We start from the raw sequence: 25,583 nt of genomic DNA, 5'->3' as shown, positions 1-25,583 counted from the left end.
AAAACCGCTTATCCATTATTTTTCACCCTAATGAGTGACATCCGCAAAGGCGCGCGGTCTAACTCGATGGTACACTTTCTGCTTTCCGCCCCACCGTGAAACTCAGGGCGTTTTTATAGGCTGTGCGTTATGGCCTAATATTCCGGCGAATGGAATATCCGCATTTGCATAAAGAAATTGGATAGTCATTAAGTAGGGGTTCACATGCAGGGCACCAGAATTCATCTCATCGTAGGTGGGCTGCTGTTGGCTGCAGCCAACAGCAGCGTGCAGGCCGAAGCACTGCAACCCGATCCTGCCTGGCAGCAGGGGGCACTGGCCAACGGGTTTTCATGGCAGATACTGGATACACCGCAGCGGCCGAGCGACCGTGTAGAGCTGCGGTTAATGGTTAATACCGGCTCGCTGGTCGAGTCCTCACAGCAGATCGGCTTTGCCCATCTGCTGCCGCGCCTGTCTTTAGCGCGCAGCGAAAGCTTTACGCCACCGCAGTTGCGTTCGCTGTGGCAGCAGAGCGTGGATCCTGAGCGGCCTTTGCCGCCGGCCATCAGTTCTTACGATTTCACCATGTATAATCTCAGCTTGCCGAATAACCGCCCAGACTTGCTGAAAGAAGCGCTGGCGTGGCTTTCCGACACCACCGGCAAACTGGCGATCGACGAGCATACCGTGCATGCGGTAATAAACTCCAATGTCGATCCGGTGGGCACTTTCCCGCCGAATCCGAAAGATGCCTGGTGGCGATACCGCCTGAAAGGCTCGACGCTGTTGGCGCACGATCCGGCCCAGCCACCGAAGCGACCGGTGAATGTCGATCAACTGAAAAAATTCTACCAGCAGTGGTATACCCCGGACGCCATGACGCTGTACGTGGTGGGCAAGGTAGACAGCCGCAGCCTGGGCGAACAAATCAACAAGGCCTTCTCGCCGCTGAAAGGCAAGCGTGAAACGCCGGCCACCATGCCGACGCTGACGCCGCTGCCACCGCAGCCGGTCAGCCTGATCAGCGAGCAGGTCAAGCAGGATACGCTGTCGATCATGTGGGATGCGCCATGGCACCCGATCCGCGATTCGCAGAATTTGAGCCGCTACTGGCGTGGTGATATGGCCCGCGAGGCGCTGTTCTGGCATCTCCAGCAGGTGCTGGAAAAGAGTGACCAGAAAAACCTGCATCTGGGCTTTGATTGCCGCGTGCAATACCAGCGTGCCCAGTGCGCAATTCATCTCGACACGCCGAATAACAACCTGAACAACAGCCTGGGCTTTATCGCTCGCGAATTGGCTAATGTGCGTAACAACGGGCTGTCGCAGGATGAGTTTAACGCCCTGCTGGCGCAGAAAACCGATCAGTTGAGCAAGTTGTTCGCAACCTATGCCCGCACCGATACGGACGTGCTGATGAGCCAACGCCTGCGTTCACAGCAGAGCGGCGTCGTAGATATCGCACCGGAGCAGTATCAGAAACTGCGCCAGGAGTTCTTGAGCGGATTGACGCTGGAAGCGCTGAATCAGGAGCTGAAACTTCAGCTTTCTCAGGATGCGACGCTGGTGTTGATGCAGCCGAAGGGCGAACCGGAAATGAGCATGAAGCAGTTACAGGAAACCTATAACGGCATTATGTCTCCGGCTCCGGCCGTGGTGTCGGAGGAGGTCAAACCGGCCGATACCGCACCGGCCCCGGAAACCAGCGCACAATAACGGCTGAGGGGGCGTTTGCCCCCTCACTCAGTTGCGGTACAGCACCTTGATGATGTGGTAGCCAAACTGGGTTTTCACCGGGCCGTAGGGCTTCAGCAGCGGAATGCTGAACACCGCTTTATCGAAGGCCGCCACCATGGTGCCCTTGTTGAATTCGCCCAGCGAGCCGCCGTTGCGCTTTGACGGGCAAGTTGAGTATTTGCGCGCCAGCGTGTCAAAACTGACGCCGCGTTTAAGCTTGGCCAGCAGTTCTTCAGCCAGTTTTTCGTTATCTACCAGAATGTGCAGGGCGCACGCCGTCTTTGCCATGGTATTGCCTTTATCGATACAGAAATTGCGCTGATTATACCCGTTAAATCTCATCGGCGCTTTCTGCTACAATCCCCTTCCACGTTATAAAGTCGAGCAATAAAGCGCCATGCGATTAAACCCCAGCCAACAACAAGCCGTCGAATTCGTTACCGGGCCCTGCCTGGTGCTGGCCGGTGCAGGTTCCGGCAAGACGCGCGTCATCACCAACAAGATTGCTCACCTGATCCATAATTGTGGCTATCAGGCGCGGCACATCGCCGCCGTGACCTTTACCAATAAGGCCGCGCGTGAGATGAAAGAACGTGTGGCGCAAACCATGGGGCGCAAAGAGGCGCGCGGTTTGATGATTTCTACGTTCCACACCCTGGGGCTGGAAATCATCAAGCGGGAATATGCCGCGCTGGAGATGAAATCCAACTTCTCGCTGTTCGACGATCAGGACCAGTTGGCGCTGCTGAAAGAGCTGACCGAAAAATGGCTGGAGAATGACAAGACGCTGGTGGCGCAGCTGATTTCCACCATCTCCAATTGGAAGAATGATCTGGTCGATCCCAAGAAGGCGATGGAGCTGGCGCGCTCTGAACGCGACAAGCTGTTCGCGCATTGCTACGGTCTGTATCACGCGCATATGCGTGCTTGTAACGTATTGGATTTCGACGATTTAATTCTGTTACCGACCCTGCTGTTGCAGCGCAATGAAGAGGTGCGCGAGCGTTGGCAGAACCGAATCCGCTACCTGTTGGTGGACGAATATCAGGACACCAACACCAGCCAATACGAGCTGGTAAAACTGTTGGTGGGTAACCGTGCGCGTTTCACCGTAGTGGGGGATGACGATCAGTCAATCTACTCCTGGCGCGGTGCGCGCCCGCAGAACCTGGTGCTGTTGAAGGAAGACTTCCCGGCGCTGCAGGTGATCAAGCTGGAGCAGAACTACCGTTCGAGCGAGCGTATTCTGAAGGCGGCGAACATTCTGATCGCCAATAACCCGCACGTATTTGAAAAACGGCTGTTTTCCGAACTGGGTTACGGCGAAGAGCTGAAGGTGGTGACCGCCAATAATGAGGATCACGAGGCCGAGCGCGTAGTGGGTGAACTGATAGCTCACCATTTCGTGAAGAAAACCAACTACGGCGATTATGCGATCCTCTACCGCGGCAACCATCAGTCGCGGCTGTTTGAAAAAATGCTGATGCAGAACCGCATTCCCTACAAGATCTCCGGCGGCACCTCGTTTTTCTCGCGGCCGGAAATCAAGGATCTGCTGGCCTACCTGCGCGTCCTGACCAATCAGGATGATGACAGCGCCTTCCTGCGCATCGTCAATACGCCAAAACGCGAGATTGGCCCGGCGACGTTGCAAAAGCTGGGTGAATGGGCAAACCAACGCAATAAAAGCCTGTTCCGTGCCAGTTTTGATCTTGGATTGAGCCAGCACCTGACCGGACGGGGGCTTGAGTCTTTGCAACGCTTCACTCACTGGCTGGACGGCATCGCCCAACTGGCGGAGCGCGAGCCGGTGGCTGCGGTGCGTGACCTGATCCACGGTGTAGATTACGAGAGCTGGCTGTTCGAAACCTCTCCCAGCCCGAAAGCCGCCGAAATGCGCATGAAAAACGTCAATACGCTGTTCGGCTGGATGACGGAAATGCTGGAAGGCAGCGAGCTGGATGAGCCGATGACGCTGACCCAGGTGGTGACGCGCTTTACCCTGCGCGACATGATGGAACGCGGTGAAAGCGATGAAGAGCTGGATCAGGTACAACTGATGACGCTGCATGCCTCCAAAGGATTGGAGTTCCCCTATGTGTTTCTGGTGGGGATGGAGGAAGGGTTATTGCCGCATCAGAGCAGCATTGACGAAGATAACGTTGATGAAGAGCGACGCCTGGCCTACGTAGGCATCACTCGCGCCCAAAAGGAGCTGATTTTCACTCTGTGCCGCGAGCGTCGTCAATATGGCGAGTTGGTTCGCCCGGAGCCGAGCCGTTTCTTGTTGGAACTGCCGCAGGATGACCTGGCGTGGGAAAGTGAGCGCAAAGTGGTCAGTCCGCAGGAAAGGATGCAAAAAGGGCAGAGCCATCTGGCCAATATTCGTGCTCAGTTGGCCAAGGCCAAGGGCGGCAACTAGAAGAAAGGGCGCGGTTAGCGCCCTCAGATGGCTGACAAAGTCCTTTGCAGTTAAACGTCCTGACCTTGGGGCTAATAAAAACAAAGGATTATGTCTTCTGATTTACCCCCAAACATCCGAAAACCACGTTTTTCGGGTGTTTGTCATCAGACTAAGGGCGCGGTTAGCGCCCTTGTCATTTTAACGTTGTTCTTCCAGTATCAGCGGCCAGTGAACGTAACTTTGCCAATGGCTTTCCTGCTCCAGCGCTTCTGCCCGTAACGGGTGCTGCTCCAGCCAACCAGGCGGCAGGATCACCGTCAGCTCGTCATCATGATTGGCGCGCAGACGCACCGCAGGCAGCGTGTCGTCGCGGCGACGGCTGGCAAAGATGATCGCCAGGCGTAAAATCCGGCATAAACGTTGCGCCGTACGTGGCGGCAGGGCGTTTTGCTGGCTCAGCAGTGGCAAGTCGAGGGTGTTGCTCTGGTTTTGTAGCAGGGTGGCTAACAGTTTTTTCTGTGCCGGAGTGAAACCGGGTAAATCCAGATGGCGGATCAGGTAGGCGGCGTGTTGCGGCGCCTGCTTGAAATCAACGCTGAGGCCGATTTCGTGGATCAGACAGGCGCTGTGCAATAACTCGCGACATCGAGCGTCCAACTGCCATTCATTGCTCACCTGCTGCGAGAAATTGGCGGCCAGTTGGCTGACGCGCTCGGCCTGCTCGGTATCCAACAGATAACGCCGTTGCAGGTTGCGAATGGTGCGGCTGCGGATATCCTGTTCGACCGGCAAATGCAGCATGCCGTAAACCAGACCTTCGCGTAGCGCACCGCCGGCCAACATCATGCTTTCAATGCCCAACTCCTGGAAGATCGCCAGCAGAATGGACAGCCCGCTTGGGAATACCAAGGCGCGCTCCAGCGTTAGCCCTTCAATTTCCAGCTCTTCCAGCTTGCCGCACTGAATGGCGCGCTGTTTCAATTGGCGCAGTTTGGACAGGGTGATGCGTTCATCCATGCCCTGCGCCACCATGATTTCCTGCAGCGCCTGGACGGTGCCGGAAGCGCCGACGCAGATTTGCCAGCCGTGCTGACGCAGCTGCGGTGCTATCGGGCGCACCATTTCACGCGCAGCCTGTTCGGCCCGCTCGAAGTTTTCCTGCCCCAGATTACGATCGGTGAAGAACCGCTCCAGCCAGGTGACACAGCCCATCGACAGGCTATACAACTGAGCGGCCTGCGCACCGGTCCCCGTGACCAGCTCTGTGCTGCCGCCGCCGATATCGACCACCAAACGTTGGTCCGGACCGCCGGTGGTATGGGCTACACCGTGGTAAATCAGGCGCGCTTCTTCCTCGCCGCTGATCACCTGGATCGGGCATCCGAGAATCTGCTCGGCGGTCTGCAGGAATTCATCGGCATTGGAGGCCAGCCGCAGCGTGGCCGTGGCGACCACGCGAATTTGCTCGCGAGGGATGTCCTGCAGGCGTTCGGCGAACAGCTTCAGGCATTGCCATCCGCGTTGCATGGCCTCATGCGACAGAAGGTTGTTCTGATCCAGTCCGGCCGCCAGACGCACTTTGCGCTTGATGCGCGCCAGGGTCTGAATACTGCCGGCCACCTCGCGCACCACCAACATGTGGAAGCTGTTGGAGCCGAGATCGATAGCGGCATAAAGTGCGCTGGAACTGAGCATTGTCTATCAGCCTGAACGTTTACGGTTGTTGCGCGGCGCACCGCCACGACGTGGCGCTGAGTTACGACGTGGACCGTTGCCGCCGCGTGGGCGAGCCAGGCGTTTCGGCGCAGGCAGGTCAGTCAGTAACGCATCGCTGTTGTACTTGCTCACCGGAATGCTGTGGCCGGTATAGGTTTCGATCGCCGGCAGGTTGAGCGCGTACTCTTCGCAGGCCAGGCTGATGGAATGGCCACTTTCGCCAGCACGGCCGGTACGACCGATACGGTGGACGTAGTCTTCGCAGTCGTCAGGCAAGTCGTAGTTGAATACGTGCGTCACCAACGGGATGTGCAGACCGCGAGCGGCGACGTCGGTGGCGACCAGAATATCCAGGTTGCCCTTGGTGAAATCGTCGAGAATGCGCAGGCGTTTTTTCTGCGCCACATCGCCGGTCAACAGGCCTACGCGGTGACCATCGGCGGCCAGGTGGCCCCAGACGTCTTCACAGCGGTGCTTGGTGTTGGCGAAGATGATACAGCGGTCTGGCCACTCTTCTTCGATCAACGTCTGCAGCAGACGCATCTTTTCTTCGTTAGAAGGGTAGAACAGCTCTTCTTTAATGCGGTGGCCGGTTTTTTGTTCCGGTTCCACTTCGACATATTCAGCGTTGTTCATCTGCTCGAAAGCCAGTTCGCGTACGCGATAGGACAGGGTGGCAGAGAACAGCATGTTCAGGCGTTGATCGACCGCAGGCATGCGGCGGAACAACCAGCGAATGTCTTTGATAAAGCCCAGATCGTACATACGGTCGGCTTCATCCAGCACCACGACCTGGATTGCGCCCAGATCGATATAGTTCTGTTTGGCGTAATCGATCAAACGACCGGTAGTACCGACCAGGATATCCACGCCGCTTTCCAGCACTTTCAGCTGTTTGTCGTAGCCGTCGCCGCCATACGCCAGGCCAAGTTTTAGGCCGGTGGATTGGGACAGGGCTTCCGCGTCGGAGTGGATCTGTACCGCCAGTTCACGCGTTGGCGCCATGATCAAGGCGCGCGGCTGGTTGGTCTGGCGATCCTGTTTCGCCGGGTGAGAAAGCAAATAGTGAAAAGTAGACGCTAAAAATGCCAGCGTCTTTCCGGTACCGGTTTGCGCCTGACCTGCAACGTCACGCCCGGAGAGCGTGAGCGGCAATGCTAACGCCTGGATAGGCGTGCAATGTTGAAACCCTTTCTTTTCAAGGGCTTCAAGGACTAACGGGTGCAGGGCGAAGTCGGAAAACTTCTGTTCGGTCAAGTGTGTTTTGCTCATAGTGTGGTAGAATATCAGCTAACTATTGCTTTACGAAAGCGTATCCGGTGAAATAAAGTCACCTTAGGTTGGTTAATGCTACACCAACAAGGTAGACACAATCCTTTGGAGTAGAACATGAGCGATAAAATTATTCACCTGACTGACGGCAGCTTCGAAAACGACGTGCTGAAAGCTGAAGGGCCAATCCTGGTCGATTTCTGGGCTGAATGGTGTGGACCGTGCAAGATGATTGCTCCGATTCTGGATGAGATTGCCGAGGAGTTCGAAGGCAAGCTGACCATCACCAAGCTGAATATCGACCAAAACCCGGCAACCGCACCTAAGTACGGTATCCGTGGTATCCCTACGCTGTTGCTGTTCAAGAACGGTGAAGTGGCCGCGACCAAGGTTGGTGCGCTGTCCAAAGGCCAGCTCAAAGATTTCCTTAACGCGAATCTGTAATCGGGCGGGATGCCCTATGCCCAAGGGGTCTGACGTCGCGGTAAAAAAGCCGCGAAGTGAGAGACTGCGGGGATATACAGGCGTCTAGCGGGGATGTTCAATTCACCGCTAGACGCCTGCCAAGAAGCGTGTTAAGTTTAACCATACTGCATATAGAACTTGCCCGAAGTTTTAAATCTAAAGAGTCTAAATCTAAAGCTTTACTCTGTGTTGAACCGCTGGCGTTGAAAGAAAAAATGAACTCAGCCCGTGTTTTAACAATCAAACGGTTTTGCAAAATCAATTTTAAGGTACCTTCGATCTTAAACCGTCAATGCGCGCGTCCTCTGTAAGCCATTTCTTACCGTGACGGCTCAGCGCCCGGCGATCGAACGTCCAGTAAACAGGCACGAATATCCAAAGGATTTCAAGGTGTGGCCCGTCGGCAACCGAACGAATCTCTGCAGCTTAGTCCGCTAAGTGGCGGGGTAAGCAAGGAAGGCCAAGGCAACCACCAGAAAGACGAAAGATATATCCCGCTGCCATACCATTCACGATACAAGTTCGAGACATACCCCGAGTTTAAGAACCCACCACTATGAATCTTACCGAATTAAAGAATACGCCGGTTTCTGAGCTGATTACTCTCGGCGAAAATATGGGGCTGGAAAACCTTGCCCGCATGCGCAAGCAGGACATTATCTTCTCTATCCTTAAGCAGCATGCGAAAAGTGGAGAAGATATCTTCGGCGATGGCGTGTTGGAGATATTGCAGGATGGATTTGGTTTCCTCCGCTCTGGAGACAGCTCCTACCTTGCAGGCCCCGACGACATCTACGTATCCCCCAGCCAAATCCGCCGTTTTAACCTCCGTACAGGTGACTCCGTTTCCGGTAAGATTCGTCCGCCAAAAGAAGGCGAGCGCTACTTTGCCCTGTTGAAAGTTAACGAAGTTAACTACGACAAACCGGAAAACGCCCGCAGCAAGATCCTGTTCGAGAACTTAACCCCACTGCATGCCAACTCCCGTCTGCGGATGGAACGCGGTAACGGTTCAACCGAAGACCTGACGGCTCGCGTGCTGGATCTGGCCTCGCCGATTGGCCGTGGTCAGCGTGGTCTGATTGTTGCTCCGCCGAAAGCCGGTAAAACCATGCTGCTGCAGAACATTGCACAAAGCATCGCTTACAACCATCCAGACTGTGTGTTGATGGTTCTGCTGATTGACGAACGTCCGGAAGAAGTTACCGAGATGCAGCGTCTGGTGAAGGGCGAAGTTATCGCTTCTACCTTTGACGAGCCGGCTTCCCGCCACGTCCAGGTTGCAGAAATGGTGATCGAGAAGGCCAAGCGCCTGGTTGAGCACAAGAAAGACGTTATCATCCTGCTCGACTCCATCACTCGCCTGGCGCGTGCCTACAACACCGTAGTACCGGCTTCCGGTAAAGTGTTGACCGGTGGTGTGGATGCCAACGCCCTGCATCGTCCCAAGCGTTTCTTCGGTGCGGCACGTAACGTTGAGGAAGGCGGAAGCCTGACCATCATCGCTACCGCGCTGGTCGACACCGGGTCGAAAATGGACGAGGTTATCTACGAAGAGTTTAAAGGTACCGGCAACATGGAATTGCATCTGGCGCGTAAAATCGCCGAGAAGCGCGTATTCCCTGCGATTGACTACAACCGCTCCGGTACCCGTAAAGAAGAATTACTCACCACGTCTGAAGAACTGCAGAAAATGTGGATCCTGCGTAAAATTATTCACCCAATGGGCGAAATTGACGCAATGGAATTCCTCATCAACAAGTTGGCCATGACCAAAACCAACGATGAATTCTTCGATATGATGAAGCGCTCATAAATGACGATGCGCTCATAATTGAGTAAAAAATTCAGAGAACGCCACGCCTAGTCGTGGCGTTTTTTGCTTTTGGCAGATACGATAAGTAACAGAAATGGAAACGTAAGTTATTTTCATGGCTTACTGAGAATTCATCTTATTTGCGGTCGGCGTTTCGTCGTTCGCACATTGTTACTGTTTAAACGGCAGACAGAAGCGTTGGAATAAGAATGAATGGCTGTTGTCATAGGAAATGACTGAAAGGTAGCGGGACCTCATGGCGCGACCTGTCGCCCGTGTTAAGCTGCCTTATCTTCTACAGAGATCTTGTTAACTGTGAACTTACTCACTATGAGTACTGAAATTCTATTTGTTTTCCTGTTTTCCTTGGCTTTTCTCTTTGTTGCTCGCAAAGCAGCAAAACGTATTGGACTGGTTGATAAACCTAATTACCGCAAACGTCATCAGGGGTTGATCCCACTTGTCGGAGGTATTTCTGTTTACGCCGGGCTGTGCTTCGCTTTCTTGATCTCTGACCAAACGATTGCGCACGGAAAACTCTACCTCGCCTGTGCGGGGTTATTAGTGTTTGTTGGTGCTCTCGACGATCGTTTCGATATCAGCGTTAAAATTCGTGCGCTGGTCCAGGCATTGGTCGGCATTGCGATGATGGTGTTTGCCGGGCTCTACCTGCGCAGTTTTGGTCATGTGCTTGGCGACTGGGAAATGCAACTGGGGCCGTTCGGCTATCTGGTCACGCTGTTTGCCGTTTGGGCGGCTATCAACGCCTTTAACATGGTAGACGGCATTGATGGCCTGCTGGGCGGGCTTTCGTGCGTTTCTTTCGGTGCGCTGGGCGTGCTGTTGTACCTGAGCGGCCACTCCGATTTGGCCTTCTGGTGCTTCGCGATGATTGCCGCTATCGTTCCTTATATCCTGCTTAACCTCGGCATTCTTGGCCGACGTTACAAGGTGTTTATGGGGGATGCCGGCAGTACGCTGATCGGTTTCACCGCAATTTGGCTGCTGCTGCAAAGTTCACAGGGTAAAGCCCATTCCATCAATCCTGTTACCGCCCTGTGGATTATCGCTATTCCATTGATGGACATGATTGCGATCATGTATCGGCGCTTACGCAAAGGGATGAGCCCCTTCTCCCCAGACCGTCAACACATTCACCATCTGATTATGCGCGCTGGCTTTACGCCACGGCAGGCCTTCGTGCTGATTACCCTGGCGGCGGCGCTGTTGGCGGCCATCGGCGTGATCGGCGAACGTCTTACTTTTATCCCTGAATGGGTAATGTTGGCATTATTTTTGCTTGCCTTCTTCTTGTACGGTTACTGCATTAAGCGCGCCTGGCGTGTTGCACGTTACATTAAGCGTATCAAACGGCGCCTGCGCCGTTCGAACGACAATAAGCAAGAATCCTAACCAGAGGCTTTTGGGCAGTGATGAATCCAGAAACAACGTCTGACAAGACTATCCCGGCAGTGGATAACGAACTCGATATTCGCGGCCTGTGCTGTACCCTGTGGCGCGGTAAGTCATGGATTATCGGTATTGCGGTACTGTTCGCCGTAGTGGCGCTGGTGGTGTCCTACCTGGTGAAACAGGAGTGGAGCGCGGCGGCGATTACCGATCGGCCAACGGTGAATGCGTTGGGGGGGTATTATTCCCAGCAACAGTTCCTGCGTAATCTGGATGTGCGCACTCTGCCGGCGGCGGCTACCGAGCAACCGGGCATCGCTGACGAAGCCTATAATGAATTTATTATGCAGCTGGCGGCTTACGATACGCGCCGAGATTTCTGGCTGCAGAGCGATTATTACAAACAGCGCCAGGAAGGCGACGCGGGCGCCGATGCGGCCTTGCTCGACGAGCTGATTAACAATATCCAGTTTACGCCGCGTGACGACAAAAAAGTGCCGAACGACGGTGTGAAACTGACGGCGGAAACGGCGGTAGATGCCAATCGCCTGCTGCGTCAGTACGTGGCGTTTGCCAGCCACCGCGCGGCTCAGCATTTAAACGAAGAGATCCAGGGTGCCTGGGCGGCTCGTACCACGTCGATGAAGGCGCAGGTTAAGCGCCAGGAAGCGGTGGCAGAGGCCGTGTACAAGCGTGAGCTGAACACCATCCAACAGGCGTTAAAAATTGCCGAGACGCAGGGCATTAGCCGGACTCAGACCGATACCCCGGCAGAACAGCTGCCAGACTCCGATTTGTTCCTGCTGGGCAAGCCTATGCTGCAGGCGCGTCTGGAAGGATTACAGGCTTCGGGCCCAACCTTTGATTTGGACTACGACCAAAATCGCGCGATGCTGGCGACCCTGAACGTTGGCCCAACGCTGGACGAGAAATTTCAGACTTACCGCTATTTGCGGACCCCGGAAGAGCCGGTAAAACGTGACAGCCCACGTCGTGTATTCTGGTTGATCATGTGGGGCGCGATGGGCGCTTTGGTTGGCGCAGGTGTTGCCCTGGTGCGTCGGCCGCGTAAATAAAAATAATATAATAATTCGCTGATGGGCGTGAGAGCGCCCAATTCGCAGGTTCGCCTGCGGTTAACCGACCAAAAGAGATTCGCTGTGAAAGTGTTGACTGTTTTCGGCACCAGACCTGAAGCCATCAAAATGGCACCGCTGGTACATGCCCTGGCTCAGGATGAAGCCTTTGAATCAAGAGTCTGCGTGACGGCACAGCATCGTGAGATGTTGGATCAGGTATTGCGGTTATTTGAGATAGTGCCTGATTACGATCTGAACATCATGAAACCCGGCCAGGGATTAAGTGAGATCACCTGCCGCATCCTCGAAGGCCTGAAAGGCGTTCTTGAGGAATTCAAACCGGATGTGGTGTTGGTTCATGGCGATACCACCACCACGCTGGCCACCAGCCTGGCGGCATTTTATCAGCGTATCCCGGTAGGGCATGTAGAGGCGGGCCTGCGTACCGGCGACCTTTACTCCCCGTGGCCGGAAGAGGCTAACCGCAAGCTGACCGGCCATCTGGCGATGTACCATTTTGCCCCGACGGAAAACTCGCGACAGAACCTGTTGCGCGAACTGTTACCGGACGATCATATCTTCGTCACAGGCAACACGGTAATCGACGCGTTGTTCTGGGTACGCGATCGGGTGATGGGTGATGCGGCCTTGCATGACAGCCTGGCTCAACGCTACCCGTTCCTGGATGCCGACAACAAAAAGTTGATTCTGGTAACTGGGCATCGCCGCGAAAGCTTTGGCGGTGGGTTCGAGCGAATTTGCAGCGCGCTGGCAGAAATTGCCCGTACTCATCCTGAAGTGCAGGTGGTGTATCCGGTGCATCTCAACCCCAACGTCAGCGAGCCGGTCAACCGCATTCTGAAAGGGATTGATAATATCATCCTGATAGATCCCCAGGATTATTTGCCCTTTGTCTATCTGATGGCCAAGTCATATATGATCCTGACCGACTCTGGCGGCATTCAGGAGGAGGCACCATCATTAGGTAAGCCGGTGCTGGTGATGCGTGACACCACCGAGCGGCCGGAGGCGGTAGATTCTGGCACGGTGCGGCTGGTGGGTACCGACGTAGCAAAAATTGTTGATGCGGTTAACCGGCTGCTGACGGACGAAAACGAATATCACGCCATGAGCCGGGCGCATAACCCTTACGGTGACGGGCATGCCTGCCAGCGTATTCTGGAAGCTTTGAAGAATCATCAGGTGACACTATGAGTTTTAACACTATTTCGGTTATCGGCCTGGGTTATATCGGTCTGCCAACGGCGGCGGCGTTTGCCTCCCGCAAGAAAAAAGTGGTGGGCGTAGATGTTAACCAACATGCGGTGGATACCATTAACCGTGGTGCGATCCATATCGTTGAACCCGACCTGGATAGAGTGGTGAAAGACGCGGTCGACGGCGGCTATCTGCAGGCGGTGACCAAACCTCTGGCAGCGGATGCTTTCCTGATTGCGGTACCGACGCCGTTTAAAGGCGACCATGAGCCGGATCTGGCGTATGTCGAGGCCGCCGCCAAATCTTTGGCGCCGGTGCTGAAAAAAGGCGATCTGGTGATCCTGGAGTCCACCTCGCCGGTGGGCGCGACCGAACAGATGGCGCAGTGGCTGGCAGAAGCGCGTAGCGATCTCAGTTTCCCGCAGCAGGCCGGTGAGGCCGCTGATGTGAACATTGCCTACTGTCCGGAGCGCGTGCTGCCGGGGCAGGTGATGCTTGAGCTGATTCAAAACGATCGGGTGATTGGCGGTATGACGCCAAAATGCTCGGAGCGCGCCAGCGAGCTGTACAAGATTTTCCTCGAGGGCGAGTGTGTGATTACCAATTCACGCACCGCTGAGATGTGCAAGCTGACCGAAAATAGCTTCCGCGATGTGAATATCGCCTTTGCCAATGAGCTGTCGTTGATTTGTGCCGATCAGGGCATCAATGTCTGGGAGCTTATCCGCCTGGCGAATCGCCATCCGCGGGTCAATATTTTGCAGCCTGGTCCCGGCGTCGGCGGCCACTGTATTGCGGTCGACCCTTGGTTTATTGTCTCGCAAAATCCGCAGCAGGCGCGTTTGATTCATACCGCGCGCCTGGTGAATGACGGAAAACCGCTGTGGGTGGTTGATCGTGTGAAAGCCGCAGTGGCTGACTGTCTGGCAGCAACCGATAAGCGTGCGTCGGAAGTGAAAATTGCCTGCTTCGGCCTGGCATTCAAGCCGAATATCGACGACCTGCGCGAAAGCCCGGCGGTGGAAGTGGCGCATTTAATTGCTGATTGGCACGTGGGTGAAACCCTGGTGGTGGAGCCGAACGTTGAGCAACTGCCGAAATCGCTGGCGGGCCATGTGACGCTGAAAGCGATGGCCGACGCGTTGCAGCAGGCGGACGTGATCGTGATGTTGGTCGATCATAAGCAATTCAAGGCAATCAGGCCGGAAGAGATCACGCAATCCTGGGTAGTAGATACCAAAGGGGTATGGCGTTGAAACGTATTTTAGTCACTGGGGGCGCCGGTTTTATCGGTTCCGCGGTCGTCAGGCATATTATTGAAGCCACGCGGGACAGCGTGGTGGTGGTGGATAAGCTGACTTACGCCGGCAACCTGGAATCGCTTGCGGTGATTGCTGATAGCGAACGCTATTCGTTCGAGCAGGTGGATATCTGCGATCGCGCGGCATTGGATCGGGTGTTTGCCCAATATCAGCCGGATGTGGTCATGCACCTGGCGGCGGAAAGCCATGTCGATCGTTCGATTGATGGCCCGGCGGCCTTTATCGAAACCAACGTGGTGGGGACCTATACCCTGCTGGAGGCGGCCCGTCATTATTGGCATCCGCTGGAGGCGGAGAAGAAGCAGAGCTTCCGTTTCCACCATATCTCCACCGACGAAGTGTATGGCGACTTGCACGGTACGGATGACTTGTTCACCGAAACCACACCTTACGCGCCAAGCAGCCCGTATTCGGCCTCCAAGGCGTCCAGCGACCATCTGGTCCGCGCCTGGCTGCGGACCTATGGCTTGCCGACGCTGGTCACCAACTGTTCCAACAACTACGGCCCGTACCACTTCCCGGAAAAACTTATCCCGCTGGTGATCCTCAATGCCGTTGCCGGCAAACCGTTGCCGGTGTACGGCAACGGTGCGCAGGTGCGTGACTGGCTGTATGTCGAAGACCATGCGCGCGCGTTGTATCAGGTCGTTACCGAAGGTGTGGTAGGGGAAACCTACAATATCGGTGGTCACAACGAGCGCAAGAATATTGAAGTAGTGCATACCATTTGCGATCTGCTGGAAGAACTGGCACCGAACAAACCGCAGGGCGTGGCGCAATACCGCGATCTGATCACTTACGTCAAGGATCGCCCGGGCCATGATATGCGCTATGCGATCGACGCCGGGAAAATTGACCGGGAGCTGGGCTGGCACCCGCAAGAAACCTTTGAAAGCGGCATTCGCAAAACGGTTTCCTGGTACCTGAACAATGAAACCTGGTGGCGTCGCGTTCAGGATGGTTCCTATGCGGGTGAGCGTTTAGGTTTATCCGACTAAGTTTACCCGGGCTGCCTGAGTGGTGGCCCAGTGGATTCTGGAGTGAGTATGAAAGGTATTATTCTGGCGGGTGGATCCGGTACACGTTTGCATCCAATTACTCGCGGCGTATCCAAGCAGTTGCTCCCGATCTACGACAAGCCGATGATTTACTATCCGCTGTCGGTGCTGATGTTAGCCGGGATCCGCGACATTCTGATTATTTCCACACCGGAAGACCTCCCTTCATTCAGACGTCTGTTGGGTAACGGCGAACAGTTTGGCATTAATCTCAGCTATGCCGAACAACCCAGCCCCGATGGTCTGGCTCAGGCGTTTCTGATCGGTGAAGAGTTCCTGGCCGGCGAGCCGAGCTGTCTGGTGTTAGGCGACAATATCTATTTTGGTCAAGGGTTTAGCCCGAAACTAAAAACGGTCGCTGCACGTACCCAGGGCGCTACCGTGTTCGGCTACCAGGTGATGGATCCCGAACGTTTTGGGGTGGTGGAGTTTGACGATAACTTCCGCGCTTTATCGATCGAAGAAAAGCCTGCCGAGCCCAAGTCCAGCTGGGCGGTGACCGGCCTGTACTTCTACGACAGTCAGGTGGTGGAGTTTGCCAAACAGGTCAAGCCTTCCTCCCGTGGCGAGCTGGAAATTACCAGCATTAACCAGATGTATCTGGAGCGTGGCGAACTGACCGTTGAACTGCTGGGCCGCGGTTTCGCCTGGCTGGATACCGGTACTCATGACAGCCTGCTGGAAGCCAGCAGCTTCGTGCAGACGGTGGAAAAACGCCAGGGCTTTAAAATTGCCTGCCTGGAAGAGATCGCCTGGCGCAACGGTTGGCTGGATGATGACGGTGTGAAACGTGCCGCACAGGCGCTGGTCAAAACCGGTTACGGCAAGTATCTGCTGGATTTATTGCATGCGCGTCCACGCCAATATTGAGCCCTTAGCCTGGGAAAGCGAATTTTTCGCTCTTGGCAGCGCCAGGCTCAACTTTTCCACCACGGCCCCGGCGTTGACCGAGGCCGCTCTGGCAGCCTACGCCTTGGTGCAAGCTAAAATCCCGGCGCACCAAACCGCCTGGGCGGACGCATTGTCGGGTCTGGGTTTCCAACTGGTTGAGGCGGAGGTCGATCTGTTGCTGAATATCGGCACGGAATGTGCATCGTCGCAGAGTGAGCTACCGCCAGCGATTCGCCTGGCAGTGCCGGAGGATATTCCAGTATTGCGTGCGGCAGCGGCCAATGTGTTCACCGCCAGCCGTTTTCGGGCCCCTTGGTACGACGTTCAGGATAGCGGGCGTTTCTATGCCGCCTGGATCGAAAAAGCGGTACTGGGAACCTTCGATCACCAATGCCTGTTGGCACTGGACGAAGCCGGTCAGCCGGAGGGCTTTGTCAGCCTGCGTGATATCGGCGGCCAAGAGGTTAGAATCGGCCTGCTGGCAGCTTTCCCCGGCGCGTCAGGTAAAGGTATTGGTGCGCGATTAATGGCGGCGGCCATTGCAGAGTGTCGGAAAGACTCGCGGATGCGTCTGCGGGTGGCGACACAGCTCGGCAATATCGCCGCATTACGGCTCTATCAACGACAGGGTGCTGTTATTGAAAGCACCTCGTATTGGTTATACAGAGGAAAACATGATCCCATTTAACGCTCCGCCGGTTGTTGGCACTGAACTTGACTATATGCAGGCTGCGATGGACAGCGGCAAGCTGTGCGGAGATGGTGGTTTTACTCGCCGTTGCCAACAGTGGATGGAACAGCGTTTTGGCAGCCCGAAGGTGCTGTTGACGCCGTCTTGTACCGCGTCGCTGGAGATGGCGGCTATCCTGCTGGATATTCAGCCGGGTGATGAAGTGATCATGCCGAGCTTCACCTTTGTTTCAACCGCCAATGCCTTCGTGCTGCGCGGGGCCACCGTGGTGTTTGTCGATCTGCGTCCGGATACCATGAACATCGATGAGACTAAAATCGAAGCGGCTATCACCGATAAGACACGCGCTATCGTGCCGGTGCATTACGCCGGGGTGGCCTGCGAGATGGACACCATCATGGCGCTGGCGAAAAAATATAACCTGCGGGTGGTAGAAGACGCCGCGCAGGGTGTGATGTCCACTTACAAGGGCAAAGCGCTCGGTACCATTGGTCATATTGGCTGTTTTAGCTTCCACGAAACCAAAAACTACACTGCCGGCGGTGAGGGCGGCGCAACGCTGATCAACGATCCGGCGCTGATCGACCGGGCAGAAGTCATTCGTGAGAAAGGCACCAACCGCAGCCAGTTCTTCCGTGGGCAGGTGGACAAGTATACCTGGCGCGATATCGGTTCCAGCTATCTGATGTCAGATTTGCAGGCTGCCTATCTCTGGGGCCAGCTCGAAGCGGCTGACCGCATCAACCAGCGTCGTCTGGCACTGTGGCAGACCTATTATGACAGCCTGCAGCCGTTGGCAAACGCCGGCCGTATTGTGCTGCCGACCATCCCGGCGGACTGCGTGCATAATGCGCACATGTTCTATATCAAACTGCGTGATATTGAAGATCGCACGGCCTTTATCGATTATCTGAAAGAAGCGGAAATCATGGCGGTGTTCCATTACATCGCGCTGCACGACTGCCCGGCGGGCGATCGTTTTGGCCGTTTTTCCGGCGAAGACCGCTTCACCAGCCAGGAAAGTGCGCGTCTGGTGCGTCTGCCGTTGTTCTACAATATGTCTGATGTCACTCAACGTACGGTGATCAATACCATTCTTAGCTTCTGCGCCTGATATGTCGTTGGCAAAAGCATCAATTTGGACCGCGGGCTCCACGCTGATCAAGATTGGCGTGGGGCTGTTGGTGGTGAAACTGCTGGCGGTGGCCTTTGGCCCCAGCGGGGTTGGGCAGGCGGGCAACTTCCGTCAGCTGATTACCGTGCTGGGCGTGCTGTCCGGTGCCGGGATTTTTAACGGCATCACCAAGTACGTAGCTGAATATCATCAGGATCCGCAGCGGTTACGGCTGGCTGTTGGAACGGCGTCAAGCATCGTGCTGGGCTTTTCCACGCTGTTGGCGCTGGTTTTTCTGTTTGCGGCGGAGCCTATCAGTATCGGGTTGTTCGGCCATGCTGACTATGTCGGCGTGGTGCGGGCGGTAGCCTTTATTCAGATGGGTATCGCCTATGCCAACCTGTTTATGGCGGTGCTGAAAGGCTACCGCGATGCGATGGGCAACGCGCTGGCGGTGATTGGCGGTAGCCTGATTGGCGTGGTGGCTTACTACCTGTGCTTTAAGCTGGGCGGCTACGAAGGCGCGCTGGCGGGGTTGGCACTGGTGCCGGCCTTGGTGGTGTTGCCCGCAGGTTTTATCCTTTGGCGGCGCAAAACCTTGCCGCTGCGCTATTTGGCATTGGCATGGGACAAGGCGTTAGCCAGCCATCTTGGCAAGTTCACCATCATGGCATTGATCACATCAGTGACGCTGCCGGTGGCCTATGTGATGATGCGTAACCTGCTGGCCAGCCATTACAGTTGGGATGAGGTCGGGATTTGGCAGGGCGTCAGCAGTATTTCCGACGCTTACCTGCAGTTTATCACCGCCTCGTTTACCGTTTATCTGCTGCCTACGCTGTCGCGGCTGAAGGAAAAAAGCGCCATCTCTCAAGAGATTGTGCGCTCATTAAAATTTGTACTGCCTGCAGTAGCGGCGGCGAGTTTCACGGTCTGGTTACTGCGCGACTTCGCCATCTGGTTGCTGTTCACGGACAAATTCGTCGCGATGCGCGATCTGTTTGCCTGGCAACTGGTAGGGGACGTACTGAAAGTGGGCGCCTATGTGTTCGGCTATCTGGTGATTGCCAAGGCGTCGCTGCGTTTTTATATCCTGACCGAAGTCAGTCAGTTCCTGCTGTTAACGCTGTTCTCGCATTGGTTGATACCGCTGCATGGTGCGCTGGGAGCGGCACAGGCCTACATGGCAACCTACATCGTGTACTTCACGCTCTGTGGCTGCGTATTTATTCTTTACCGTAGACGAGTATGACGACACTGATTCACGTATTGGGATCTGACATCCCGCATCACAATCAGACGGTGCTGCGTTTCTTCAACGATGTGTTGGCGAAACGCCTGCCGTCCGAACAGACGCGTCATTTTATGGTGGCTGCCAAAGATGCCGCTGCGTTAGGGGGGGTCCCCGAGCTGAGCATTGAATGCCATCCGGACAAGAAAAGTCTGGCGATGGCGGTCATCGCCCGCGCGCAGGCCGATCGCAATCAACGTTTCTTCCTGCACGGCCAGTTTAACCCTACGCTGTGGTTGGCGTTGCTGAGCGGTAAAATCAAGGCCGATCAGGTGAGTTGGCATATCTGGGGCGCTGATTTGTATGAAAACGCCACCAGTTGGAAATTCCGTCTATTCTATTTGCTGCGCCGTATTGCGCAGGGCAGAGTGAGACACGTGTTCGCGACCCGCGGTGATATTATTCATTACCAGCAGCGCCATGCCCGCGTACCGGCCTCTCTGTTGTATTTCCCGACGCGGATGGATCCGGCGTTAACCGGCATTGAGGTAGAGAAAAACCTGGCCGGACCGATGACCATTCTGGTGGGGAACTCTGGCGATCGTACCAACCGTCATATTGAGGCGTTGAAAGCGATTCATCAGCAGTTTGGCGCCGAGGTACGGGTGATCCTGCCGATGGGCTACCCGGCCAATAACGACGCCTATATTGAACAGGTGCGCAGCGCCGGGCTAAAGCTGTTCAGCGCCAGGAACCTGCAGGTGCTGACGCAGCAGGTGGCGTTCGACGATTACCTGAATATCCTGCGCGAGTGCGATCTCGGTTACTTTATTTTTAACCGCCAGCAGGGCATAGGCACGCTGTGTCTTCTGATCCAGTTTGGCGTGCCCTTTGTGCTGAGCCGACAGAACCCGTTCTGGCAGGATCTGGCGGAGCAACATCTGCCGGTGCTGTTCTATGGCGATTCGCTGGATGAGGCGGTCGTGCGTGAAGCGCAACGCCAACTGGCATCCGTCGATAAACAGGCCATCGCTTTCTTCAACCCTAACTACGTTGATGGCTGGCAGCAGGCATTAACCCTGGCGGCAGGGGACAACGTATGACGCTGGCGCAATTTGGCGGGTTGTTTATCGTTTATCTGGTGAGCGTGCTGTTTATTCTGACGCTGGCTTACCAGGAGTTTAGGCGCGTCCGTTTCAATTTTAACGTCTTCTTTACGCTACTGTATTTGCTGACGTTTTACTTCGGTTTCCCGCTGACCTGTCTGCTGGTGTTTCAGTTTGACGTCGAGGTGGTACCGGTAGAGTTTTTACTCTATGCGATCCTCTCCGCTACTGCGTTTTATGCGATTTATTACGTCAGCTATAAAACCCGGCTGCGAAAGCGCAGCGTGCAACCGCGTAAGCCGGTGTTCACCATGAACCGGGTGGAAACCCATCTGACCTGGATGCTGCTGGCGCTGGTGGCAATGGCGACCGTCGGCATTTTCTTCATGCAAAACGGTTTCCTGCTGTTCAAGCTCAACTCTTACAGCCAGATTTTCTCCAGCGATGTCTCCGGGGTGGCGCTCAAGCGGTTCTTCTATTTCTTCATCCCGGCGATGCTGGTGGTGTATTTCCTGAAGCAAGATCTGCGCGCCTGGTTCTTTTTCCTGGCGGCGACGGTGGCCTTTGGCATCCTGACTTACGTGATAGTCGGCGGTACCCGCGCCAATATCATTATTGCCTTCTCGCTGTTTCTGTTTATCGGCATCGTGCGCGGCTGGATCTCGTTGTGGATGCTGGTGGCCGCCGGCGTGTTTGGTATCGTCGGCATGTTCTGGCTGGCGTTAAAGCGCTACAGCCTGGACGTCAGCGGTCCCGAAGCGTTCTATACCTTCCTTTACCTGACGCGCGATACCTTCTCGCCATGGGAAAACCTGGCGCTGTTGCTGCAGAACTACGACAAGATTGACTTCCAGGGCCTGGCACCGATAGTGCGCGATTTCTACGTGTTCATTCCGGCCTGGCTGTGGCCGGGGCGACCGGACACGGTGCTCAATAGCGCCAACTATTTCACCTGGGAAGTGTTGAATAACCATTCCGGCCTGGCGATATCACCCACGCTTATCGGCTCACTGGTGGTGATGGGCGGTGCGGTGTTTATTCCCGTTGGCGCGGTACTGGTCGGGATGATCATCAAGTGGTTCGACTGGCTGTATGAGATGGGCAAAAGCGAACCTAACCGGTATAAGGCCGCGATATTGCAAAGTTTCTGCTTCGGTGCGGTTTTCAACATCATCGTGTTGGCGCGCGAAGGGGTAGATTCCTTTGTCTCGCGAGTGGTGTTCTTCTGCCTTATTTTTGGCGCCTGCCTGCTGATGGCTAAGTTGTTGTACTGGCTGTTTGACACTGCCGGGTTGATTAAGGCACGGGTGCGGCGTACGCGTACGCTGGCATCGACGCCATCATCCGTTCGGGTCGACGGCCTTCTGTAAGGGTAATAATAACGATGGAAGCAAAGATTTCGGTTCCCCAATATGAGCTGCGCGGTTTCAGCCTGTGGGGATTTCGCGATATGGCGCAATGCCTGGATTTTCTGTTTGACGGCGGCCGGGTAAAGCAGGGCACGCTGGTCGCGATGAATGCCGAAAAGATCCTCAAGGCGGAAGAAGATACTGCGCTGCACGCCTTGCTGGATGAAGCCGAATACAAGTATGCGGACGGGATCAGCATGGTACGTTCGATCCGCCGTAAATACCCGCGGGCAGAGGTATCGCGCGTCGCGGGAGCCGACCTGTGGGAAGCGTTGATGCAGCGCGCCGGACGCGAGGGTACGCCGGTCTTCCTGATTGGCGGCAAACCCTCGGTGCTGGCGGAAACCGAACAGAAGCTGCGTAGCCAGTGGAATGTAAACCTGGTGGGCAGCCAGGACGGTTATTTCAAGCCTGAACAGCGAGATGCGCTGTTCGAACGCATTCGCGGCAGCGGTGCCGCCATTGTGACGGTGGCCATGGGATCGCCGAAACAGGAAATCCTGATGCGTGACTGCCGTAAAGTGCATCCGCAGGCGCTCTATATGGGCGTAGGCGGTACTTACGACGTGTTCACCGGGCACGTGAAGCGTGCGCCAAAGATTTGGCAGAACCTCGGTCTGGAGTGGTTGTATCGGCTGCTAAGCCAACCGAGCCGCCTGGGGCGCCAACTTAAACTGCTGAAGTTTGTCGGCTACTATTACCGCGGTAAGATGTGATCTCTGCGTTGGGGCGGAGGATCCCGCCCCGATGCAACCAATTGTTCAAATAACCTGCTTTATGACGGATTCGTCAGCACTCCTATAACCTCAGCCCATAAACTCGCCTGTATTTATTCCATAAAGTTTTAAATTGCGGTTTGCTTATAGCGGCAAAATGCGAAACGATACCGCCCGGAAATTATCCCTGAGCGTTGGCGCAAAACGTGATAGCGCTTAACGACGTTTTTCTCACCGTAAGATCGTCCCATCACAAGCTGGTGTCCGCCAACGCGGCGGGAGAGGTTTTACGCTATTTTCATTAAAACAATAACGACCGGTAACGGCCGGCATGCAAACACAATCAAAAAAATAATATTGAGGATTTATGGCACACAAAGAAAAACCGCAAGGCCTACACCGGGGGCTGGAAGCCCGGCATATCGAGCTGATTGCTCTGGGGGGCACCATCGGGGTGGGCCTGTTCATGGGCTCGGCCAGCACGCTGAAATGGGCGGGGCCATCGGTGTTGCTGGCTTATATCATCGCCGGCCTGTTCGTGTTCTTCATTATGCGTTCGATGGGCGAGATGCTGTTCCTTGAACCGGTCGCGGGCTCCTTTGCCGTTTATGCCCATAAATACATGAATCCCTATTTTGGCTACCTGACCGCCTGGGGCTATTGGTTTATGTGGATTGCCGTAGGCATCTCGGAAATCACCGCCGTTGGGGTCTACGTGCAGTTTTGGTTCCCGGAAATCCCGCAGTGGATACCGGCGTTGATCGCCGTGGCGATGGTAGCGCTGGCCAACCTGGCCGCCGTGCGTCTGTACGGCGAGCTGGAGTTCTGGTTTGCCATGATCAAGGTTACCACCATCATTGTGATGATTTTGGTGGGGTTGGGGGTGATCTTCTTTGGCTTCGGGAATGGCGGGCAGCCGATTGGCTTTGCCAACCTGACCGAGCACGGCGGTTTCTTTGCCGGCGGCTGGAAGGGCTTCTTGTTCGCGCTTTGTATTGTTGTGGCGTCCTATCAGGGCGTTGAACTGGTGGGGATCACCGCCGGTGAAGCCAAAAACCCGCAGGTGACTCTGAAGCGTGCGATTAACAATATCCTGTGGCGTATCCTGATCTTCTACGTCGGTGCCATTTTTGTCATCGTCACGATTTTCCCCTGGAACGGCATTGGCACCGCAGGTAGCCCCTTCGTGCTGACCTTTGCCAAGATCGGTATTGTCGCTGCCGCCGGTATCATTAACTTTGTGGTGCTCACGGCTGCGCTTTCAGGCTGTAACAGCGGGATGTATAGCGGTGGCCGTATGCTGTACGCACTGGCTAAAAACCGGCAGTTGCCGGCGTCGTTGACCAAGCTGTCCGCCAACGGCGTGCCGGTTAACTGTATCGCCGTGACCATTGCCTGTCTGTTAGTCGGTTCCGGATTGAATTACCTTATTCCCAATCCGCAGGCGGTGTTTGTCTATGTCTACAGCGCCAGCGTGTTGCCGGGCATGGTGCCGTGGTTTGTGGTGCTGATTAGCCAACTGTATTTCCGCCGTGCCCATAAGGAAGCGATTAAAACCCACAGCTTTAAGTCGATTATGTTCCCCTATGTGAACTATCTGACCATCGCTTTCTTGGTCTGCGTGCTGATCGGCATGGGAATTAACCCGGATACGCGAATTTCTTTGCTGGTCGGGGCGATTTTCTTAGCGGCAGTCAGCCTGTGCTACTTTGCTTTCGGCATGCACAAGAAACATCATCCGGCTGAAAAACGGACAGAAACACAGCAATAACCGGTGAAAAGGGGCTACGGATAGCGCTTTCCTGCGCGGGAGTGAGCAAAGCGTAATCAAACACAACATTTCTGCGAAAAAGCACTAGACAGGATTGGGTTAAATCCGTAGTATCCCCTCCCGCAACGGCGCTATGCGCCCGTAGCTCAGCTGGATAGAGCGCTGCCCTCCGGAGGCAGAGGTCTCAGGTTCGAATCCTGTCGGGCGCACCATTAAGTTTGTGTGCAAGAGCTGCGGTGGTAGTATTACCGCGTGAAGTAGTTAAGAAGTAATGGTGGCTATAGCTCAGTTGGTAGAGCCCTGGATTGTGATTCCAGTTGTCGTGGGTTCGAGTCCCATTAGCCACCCCACTTCCTAAGAGAAGTGAAGAATTTTAAGCTGTTTTGTGACTGTGCGAAGGTGGCGGAATTGGTAGACGCGCTAGCTTCAGGTGTTAGTGTTCTTACGGACGTGAGGGTTCAAGTCCCTCTCTTCGCACCACACAAAATGTCTAATAAATTTAATATTTACATAGACATAAGCGATAAAATTTAGTAGTATCTGCAACAAGAAATCGGCGAGTAGCGCAGCTTGGTAGCGCAACTGGTTTGGGACCAGTGGGTCGGAGGTTCGAATCCTCTCTCGCCGACCACATTCAAGAAAGCCCGCTTTTAGCGGGTTTTTTTACATCTGTAGTTTATAGGATGAGCACCTCCGAAGGAGGTTTGAGCCGAGCGCAGCGAGACAACGTTGCTTTAGCAACGGCCCGTAGGGCGGCATCGCAGATGCAAGTCATCCTCTCTCGCCGACCACATTCAGAAAAGCCCGTTCAGCAATGAACGGGCTTTTTGCTTTCTGACATTCCGCTTTACGCCCTCCTGCTCTGGTTTTGCCTCTGCCCGCTAGCTATCGTATCCCGGCAGGACGCTTTTGGCTTGGTGTTGGCTTCCGGCGACATCGGCATGCCGCATTGTCGTCAGCTTGAGACATTTAATATATTGATTTTATTTAATAAAAATGACTTTGGCTTAAGTCGTCGTTTTAAGGCGACATATCTGTAGACGTCAGGTGATAGCAGCAGAAAGGGCAGTGAGCGGAATGAAACGAAGTGCTGAGATTAAATCTGTTTTAATTCAGCTTATTAGGCTATTCACCTGAAGGGGTGATGCGTTTTTCCCAAAGTTGGCACGCCAAGT

At 55.0% G+C, this 25,583-nt stretch carries 20 protein-coding genes, 4 tRNA genes and 1 other RNA gene; 22 read left to right on the top strand and 3 right to left on the bottom strand.

Going from position 1 to position 25,583, the window contains the following annotated elements:
* The first annotated feature begins 204 nt into the window (after positions 1-204).
* A complete protein-coding gene (locus M2407_RS24355; RefSeq protein WP_020824743.1) occupies positions 205-1,698 on the top strand; it encodes a pitrilysin family protein in 1,494 nt (497 codons plus the stop codon).
* Positions 1,699-1,725: 27 nt separating this feature from the next.
* Here the strand turns inward: M2407_RS24355 and ppiC are convergent, their stop codons facing one another.
* On the bottom strand, positions 1,726-2,007 hold the full coding sequence (gene ppiC / locus M2407_RS24350) for a peptidylprolyl isomerase PpiC (protein ID WP_041415145.1): 282 nt from the start codon (positions 2,005-2,007) through the stop codon (positions 1,726-1,728).
* A gap of 109 nt (positions 2,008-2,116) precedes the next feature.
* On the opposite strand from ppiC, the gene rep reads away from it, so the two are divergent.
* Positions 2,117-4,141: a DNA helicase Rep gene (gene rep / locus M2407_RS24345; protein WP_048762492.1), complete on the top strand. Its 2,025-nt coding sequence runs from the start codon at positions 2,117-2,119 to the stop codon at positions 4,139-4,141.
* A gap of 180 nt (positions 4,142-4,321) precedes the next feature.
* Here rep and ppx read toward each other — a convergent pair whose 3' ends face one another.
* Together ppx and rhlB are read right to left on the bottom strand one after the other, a co-directional pair.
* Positions 4,322-5,818, bottom strand: coding sequence for an exopolyphosphatase (ppx, locus tag M2407_RS24340; RefSeq protein WP_020824746.1), 1,497 nt, complete (start codon positions 5,816-5,818; stop codon positions 4,322-4,324).
* A 6-nt stretch (positions 5,819-5,824) separates the two neighbouring features.
* Complete coding sequence (gene rhlB / locus M2407_RS24335; protein ID WP_020824747.1) at positions 5,825-7,111, bottom strand: ATP-dependent RNA helicase RhlB; 1,287 nt, start codon at positions 7,109-7,111, stop codon at positions 5,825-5,827.
* A gap of 117 nt (positions 7,112-7,228) precedes the next feature.
* On the opposite strand from rhlB, the gene trxA reads away from it, so the two are divergent.
* The 20 genes from trxA (at position 7,229) to M2407_RS24235 (ending at position 25,199) form a co-directional block, all read left to right on the top strand.
* Entirely contained in the window at positions 7,229-7,555 is a 327-nt protein-coding gene (gene trxA / locus M2407_RS24330; protein ID WP_020824748.1) for a thioredoxin TrxA, read from the top strand.
* A 577-nt stretch (positions 7,556-8,132) separates the two neighbouring features.
* Complete coding sequence (gene rho / locus M2407_RS24325) at positions 8,133-9,392, top strand: transcription termination factor Rho (RefSeq protein ID WP_004950874.1); 1,260 nt, start codon at positions 8,133-8,135, stop codon at positions 9,390-9,392.
* Between the two features lie 315 nt (positions 9,393-9,707).
* Positions 9,708-10,805, top strand: a complete 1,098-nt coding sequence (wecA, locus tag M2407_RS24320) for a UDP-N-acetylglucosamine--undecaprenyl-phosphate N-acetylglucosaminephosphotransferase (RefSeq protein ID WP_115057947.1) — start codon at positions 9,708-9,710, stop codon at positions 10,803-10,805.
* Between the two features lie 20 nt (positions 10,806-10,825).
* A complete protein-coding gene (gene wzzE, locus M2407_RS24315) occupies positions 10,826-11,878 on the top strand; it encodes an ECA polysaccharide chain length modulation protein (RefSeq protein ID WP_041414104.1) in 1,053 nt (350 codons plus the stop codon).
* A gap of 84 nt (positions 11,879-11,962) precedes the next feature.
* Complete coding sequence (wecB, locus tag M2407_RS24310) at positions 11,963-13,096, top strand: non-hydrolyzing UDP-N-acetylglucosamine 2-epimerase (protein WP_122080551.1); 1,134 nt, start codon at positions 11,963-11,965, stop codon at positions 13,094-13,096.
* Positions 13,093-14,355, top strand: coding sequence for a UDP-N-acetyl-D-mannosamine dehydrogenase (gene wecC / locus M2407_RS24305; protein WP_259220079.1), 1,263 nt, complete (start codon positions 13,093-13,095; stop codon positions 14,353-14,355). The genes wecB and wecC overlap by 4 nt, the downstream gene beginning before the upstream one ends.
* Positions 14,346-15,419, top strand: a complete 1,074-nt coding sequence (rffG, locus tag M2407_RS24300) for a dTDP-glucose 4,6-dehydratase (RefSeq protein WP_259220077.1) — start codon at positions 14,346-14,348, stop codon at positions 15,417-15,419. The genes wecC and rffG overlap by 10 nt, the downstream gene beginning before the upstream one ends.
* 48 nt (positions 15,420-15,467) lie before the next feature.
* Positions 15,468-16,349, top strand: coding sequence for a glucose-1-phosphate thymidylyltransferase RfbA (rfbA, locus tag M2407_RS24295; protein WP_259220076.1), 882 nt, complete (start codon positions 15,468-15,470; stop codon positions 16,347-16,349).
* Complete coding sequence (gene rffC / locus M2407_RS24290) at positions 16,327-17,058, top strand: dTDP-4-amino-4,6-dideoxy-D-galactose acyltransferase (RefSeq protein WP_259220074.1); 732 nt, start codon at positions 16,327-16,329, stop codon at positions 17,056-17,058. Before rfbA ends, rffC begins: the two co-directional genes overlap by 23 nt.
* The gene (rffA, locus tag M2407_RS24285; protein WP_259220073.1) at positions 17,045-18,175 is read left to right on the top strand and encodes a dTDP-4-amino-4,6-dideoxygalactose transaminase; all 1,131 of its coding nucleotides are present in this window, start codon (positions 17,045-17,047) and stop codon (positions 18,173-18,175) included. Before rffC ends, rffA begins: the two co-directional genes overlap by 14 nt.
* Before the next feature lies 1 nt (position 18,176).
* Complete coding sequence (gene wzxE, locus M2407_RS24280; RefSeq protein WP_259220072.1) at positions 18,177-19,427, top strand: lipid III flippase WzxE; 1,251 nt, start codon at positions 18,177-18,179, stop codon at positions 19,425-19,427.
* Positions 19,424-20,509 carry a TDP-N-acetylfucosamine:lipid II N-acetylfucosaminyltransferase gene (locus M2407_RS24275; RefSeq protein WP_259220071.1) on the top strand — a complete coding sequence of 362 codons (1,086 nt, stop codon included), beginning with the start codon at positions 19,424-19,426 and terminating at the stop codon, positions 20,507-20,509. The genes wzxE and M2407_RS24275 overlap by 4 nt, the downstream gene beginning before the upstream one ends.
* Positions 20,506-21,882 (top strand): ECA oligosaccharide polymerase, encoded by a 1,377-nt coding sequence (gene wzyE / locus M2407_RS24270; protein WP_020824759.1) that lies wholly within the window; start codon positions 20,506-20,508, stop codon positions 21,880-21,882. Before M2407_RS24275 ends, wzyE begins: the two co-directional genes overlap by 4 nt.
* A gap of 14 nt (positions 21,883-21,896) precedes the next feature.
* A complete protein-coding gene (gene wecG / locus M2407_RS24265) occupies positions 21,897-22,637 on the top strand; it encodes a lipopolysaccharide N-acetylmannosaminouronosyltransferase (protein WP_128864831.1) in 741 nt (246 codons plus the stop codon).
* Between the two features lie 367 nt (positions 22,638-23,004).
* Positions 23,005-24,408 (top strand): bifunctional threonine/serine APC transporter ThrP, encoded by a 1,404-nt coding sequence (thrP, locus tag M2407_RS24260; protein ID WP_020824761.1) that lies wholly within the window; start codon positions 23,005-23,007, stop codon positions 24,406-24,408.
* A 135-nt stretch (positions 24,409-24,543) separates the two neighbouring features.
* Positions 24,544-24,620 (top strand) — tRNA-Arg (locus M2407_RS24255).
* Positions 24,621-24,682: 62 nt separating this feature from the next.
* Positions 24,683-24,758, top strand: a tRNA-His gene (locus tag M2407_RS24250).
* Positions 24,759-24,801: 43 nt separating this feature from the next.
* Positions 24,802-24,888, top strand: a tRNA-Leu gene (locus M2407_RS24245).
* 74 nt (positions 24,889-24,962) lie between these two features.
* Positions 24,963-25,039 (top strand) — tRNA-Pro (locus M2407_RS24240).
* Between the two features lie 31 nt (positions 25,040-25,070).
* Positions 25,071-25,199: non-coding RNA, RtT sRNA (locus M2407_RS24235), on the top strand.
* Positions 25,200-25,583: the final 384 nt, after the last annotated feature.

Origin of the sequence: Serratia sp. BIGb0234, from assembly GCF_024809915.1 — a bacterium.
Classification (GTDB): Bacteria; Pseudomonadota; Gammaproteobacteria; order Enterobacterales; family Enterobacteriaceae; genus Serratia; species Serratia liquefaciens.
Note: the sequence above shows the minus strand (reverse complement) of the source record. Positions and strands in the feature narration are given on the sequence as shown.

Coding starts and splice junctions, on each gene's coding strand:
- M2407_RS24355 (WP_020824743.1), top strand. CDS start 205: ATGCAGGGCACCAGAATTCATCTCATCGTAGGTGGGCTGCTGTTGGCT.
- ppiC (WP_041415145.1), bottom strand. CDS start 2,007: ATGGCAAAGACGGCGTGCGCCCTGCACATTCTGGTAGATAACGAAAAA.
- rep (WP_048762492.1), top strand. CDS start 2,117: ATGCGATTAAACCCCAGCCAACAACAAGCCGTCGAATTCGTTACCGGG.
- ppx (WP_020824746.1), bottom strand. CDS start 5,818: ATGCTCAGTTCCAGCGCACTTTATGCCGCTATCGATCTCGGCTCCAAC.
- rhlB (WP_020824747.1), bottom strand. CDS start 7,111: ATGAGCAAAACACACTTGACCGAACAGAAGTTTTCCGACTTCGCCCTG.
- trxA (WP_020824748.1), top strand. CDS start 7,229: ATGAGCGATAAAATTATTCACCTGACTGACGGCAGCTTCGAAAACGAC.
- rho (WP_004950874.1), top strand. CDS start 8,133: ATGAATCTTACCGAATTAAAGAATACGCCGGTTTCTGAGCTGATTACT.
- wzzE (WP_041414104.1), top strand. CDS start 10,826: ATGAATCCAGAAACAACGTCTGACAAGACTATCCCGGCAGTGGATAAC.
- wecC (WP_259220079.1), top strand. CDS start 13,093: ATGAGTTTTAACACTATTTCGGTTATCGGCCTGGGTTATATCGGTCTG.
- rffG (WP_259220077.1), top strand. CDS start 14,346: ATGGCGTTGAAACGTATTTTAGTCACTGGGGGCGCCGGTTTTATCGGT.
- rfbA (WP_259220076.1), top strand. CDS start 15,468: ATGAAAGGTATTATTCTGGCGGGTGGATCCGGTACACGTTTGCATCCA.
- rffC (WP_259220074.1), top strand. CDS start 16,327: ATGCGCGTCCACGCCAATATTGAGCCCTTAGCCTGGGAAAGCGAATTT.
- rffA (WP_259220073.1), top strand. CDS start 17,045: ATGATCCCATTTAACGCTCCGCCGGTTGTTGGCACTGAACTTGACTAT.
- wzxE (WP_259220072.1), top strand. CDS start 18,177: ATGTCGTTGGCAAAAGCATCAATTTGGACCGCGGGCTCCACGCTGATC.
- M2407_RS24275 (WP_259220071.1), top strand. CDS start 19,424: ATGACGACACTGATTCACGTATTGGGATCTGACATCCCGCATCACAAT.
- wzyE (WP_020824759.1), top strand. CDS start 20,506: ATGACGCTGGCGCAATTTGGCGGGTTGTTTATCGTTTATCTGGTGAGC.
- wecG (WP_128864831.1), top strand. CDS start 21,897: ATGGAAGCAAAGATTTCGGTTCCCCAATATGAGCTGCGCGGTTTCAGC.
- thrP (WP_020824761.1), top strand. CDS start 23,005: ATGGCACACAAAGAAAAACCGCAAGGCCTACACCGGGGGCTGGAAGCC.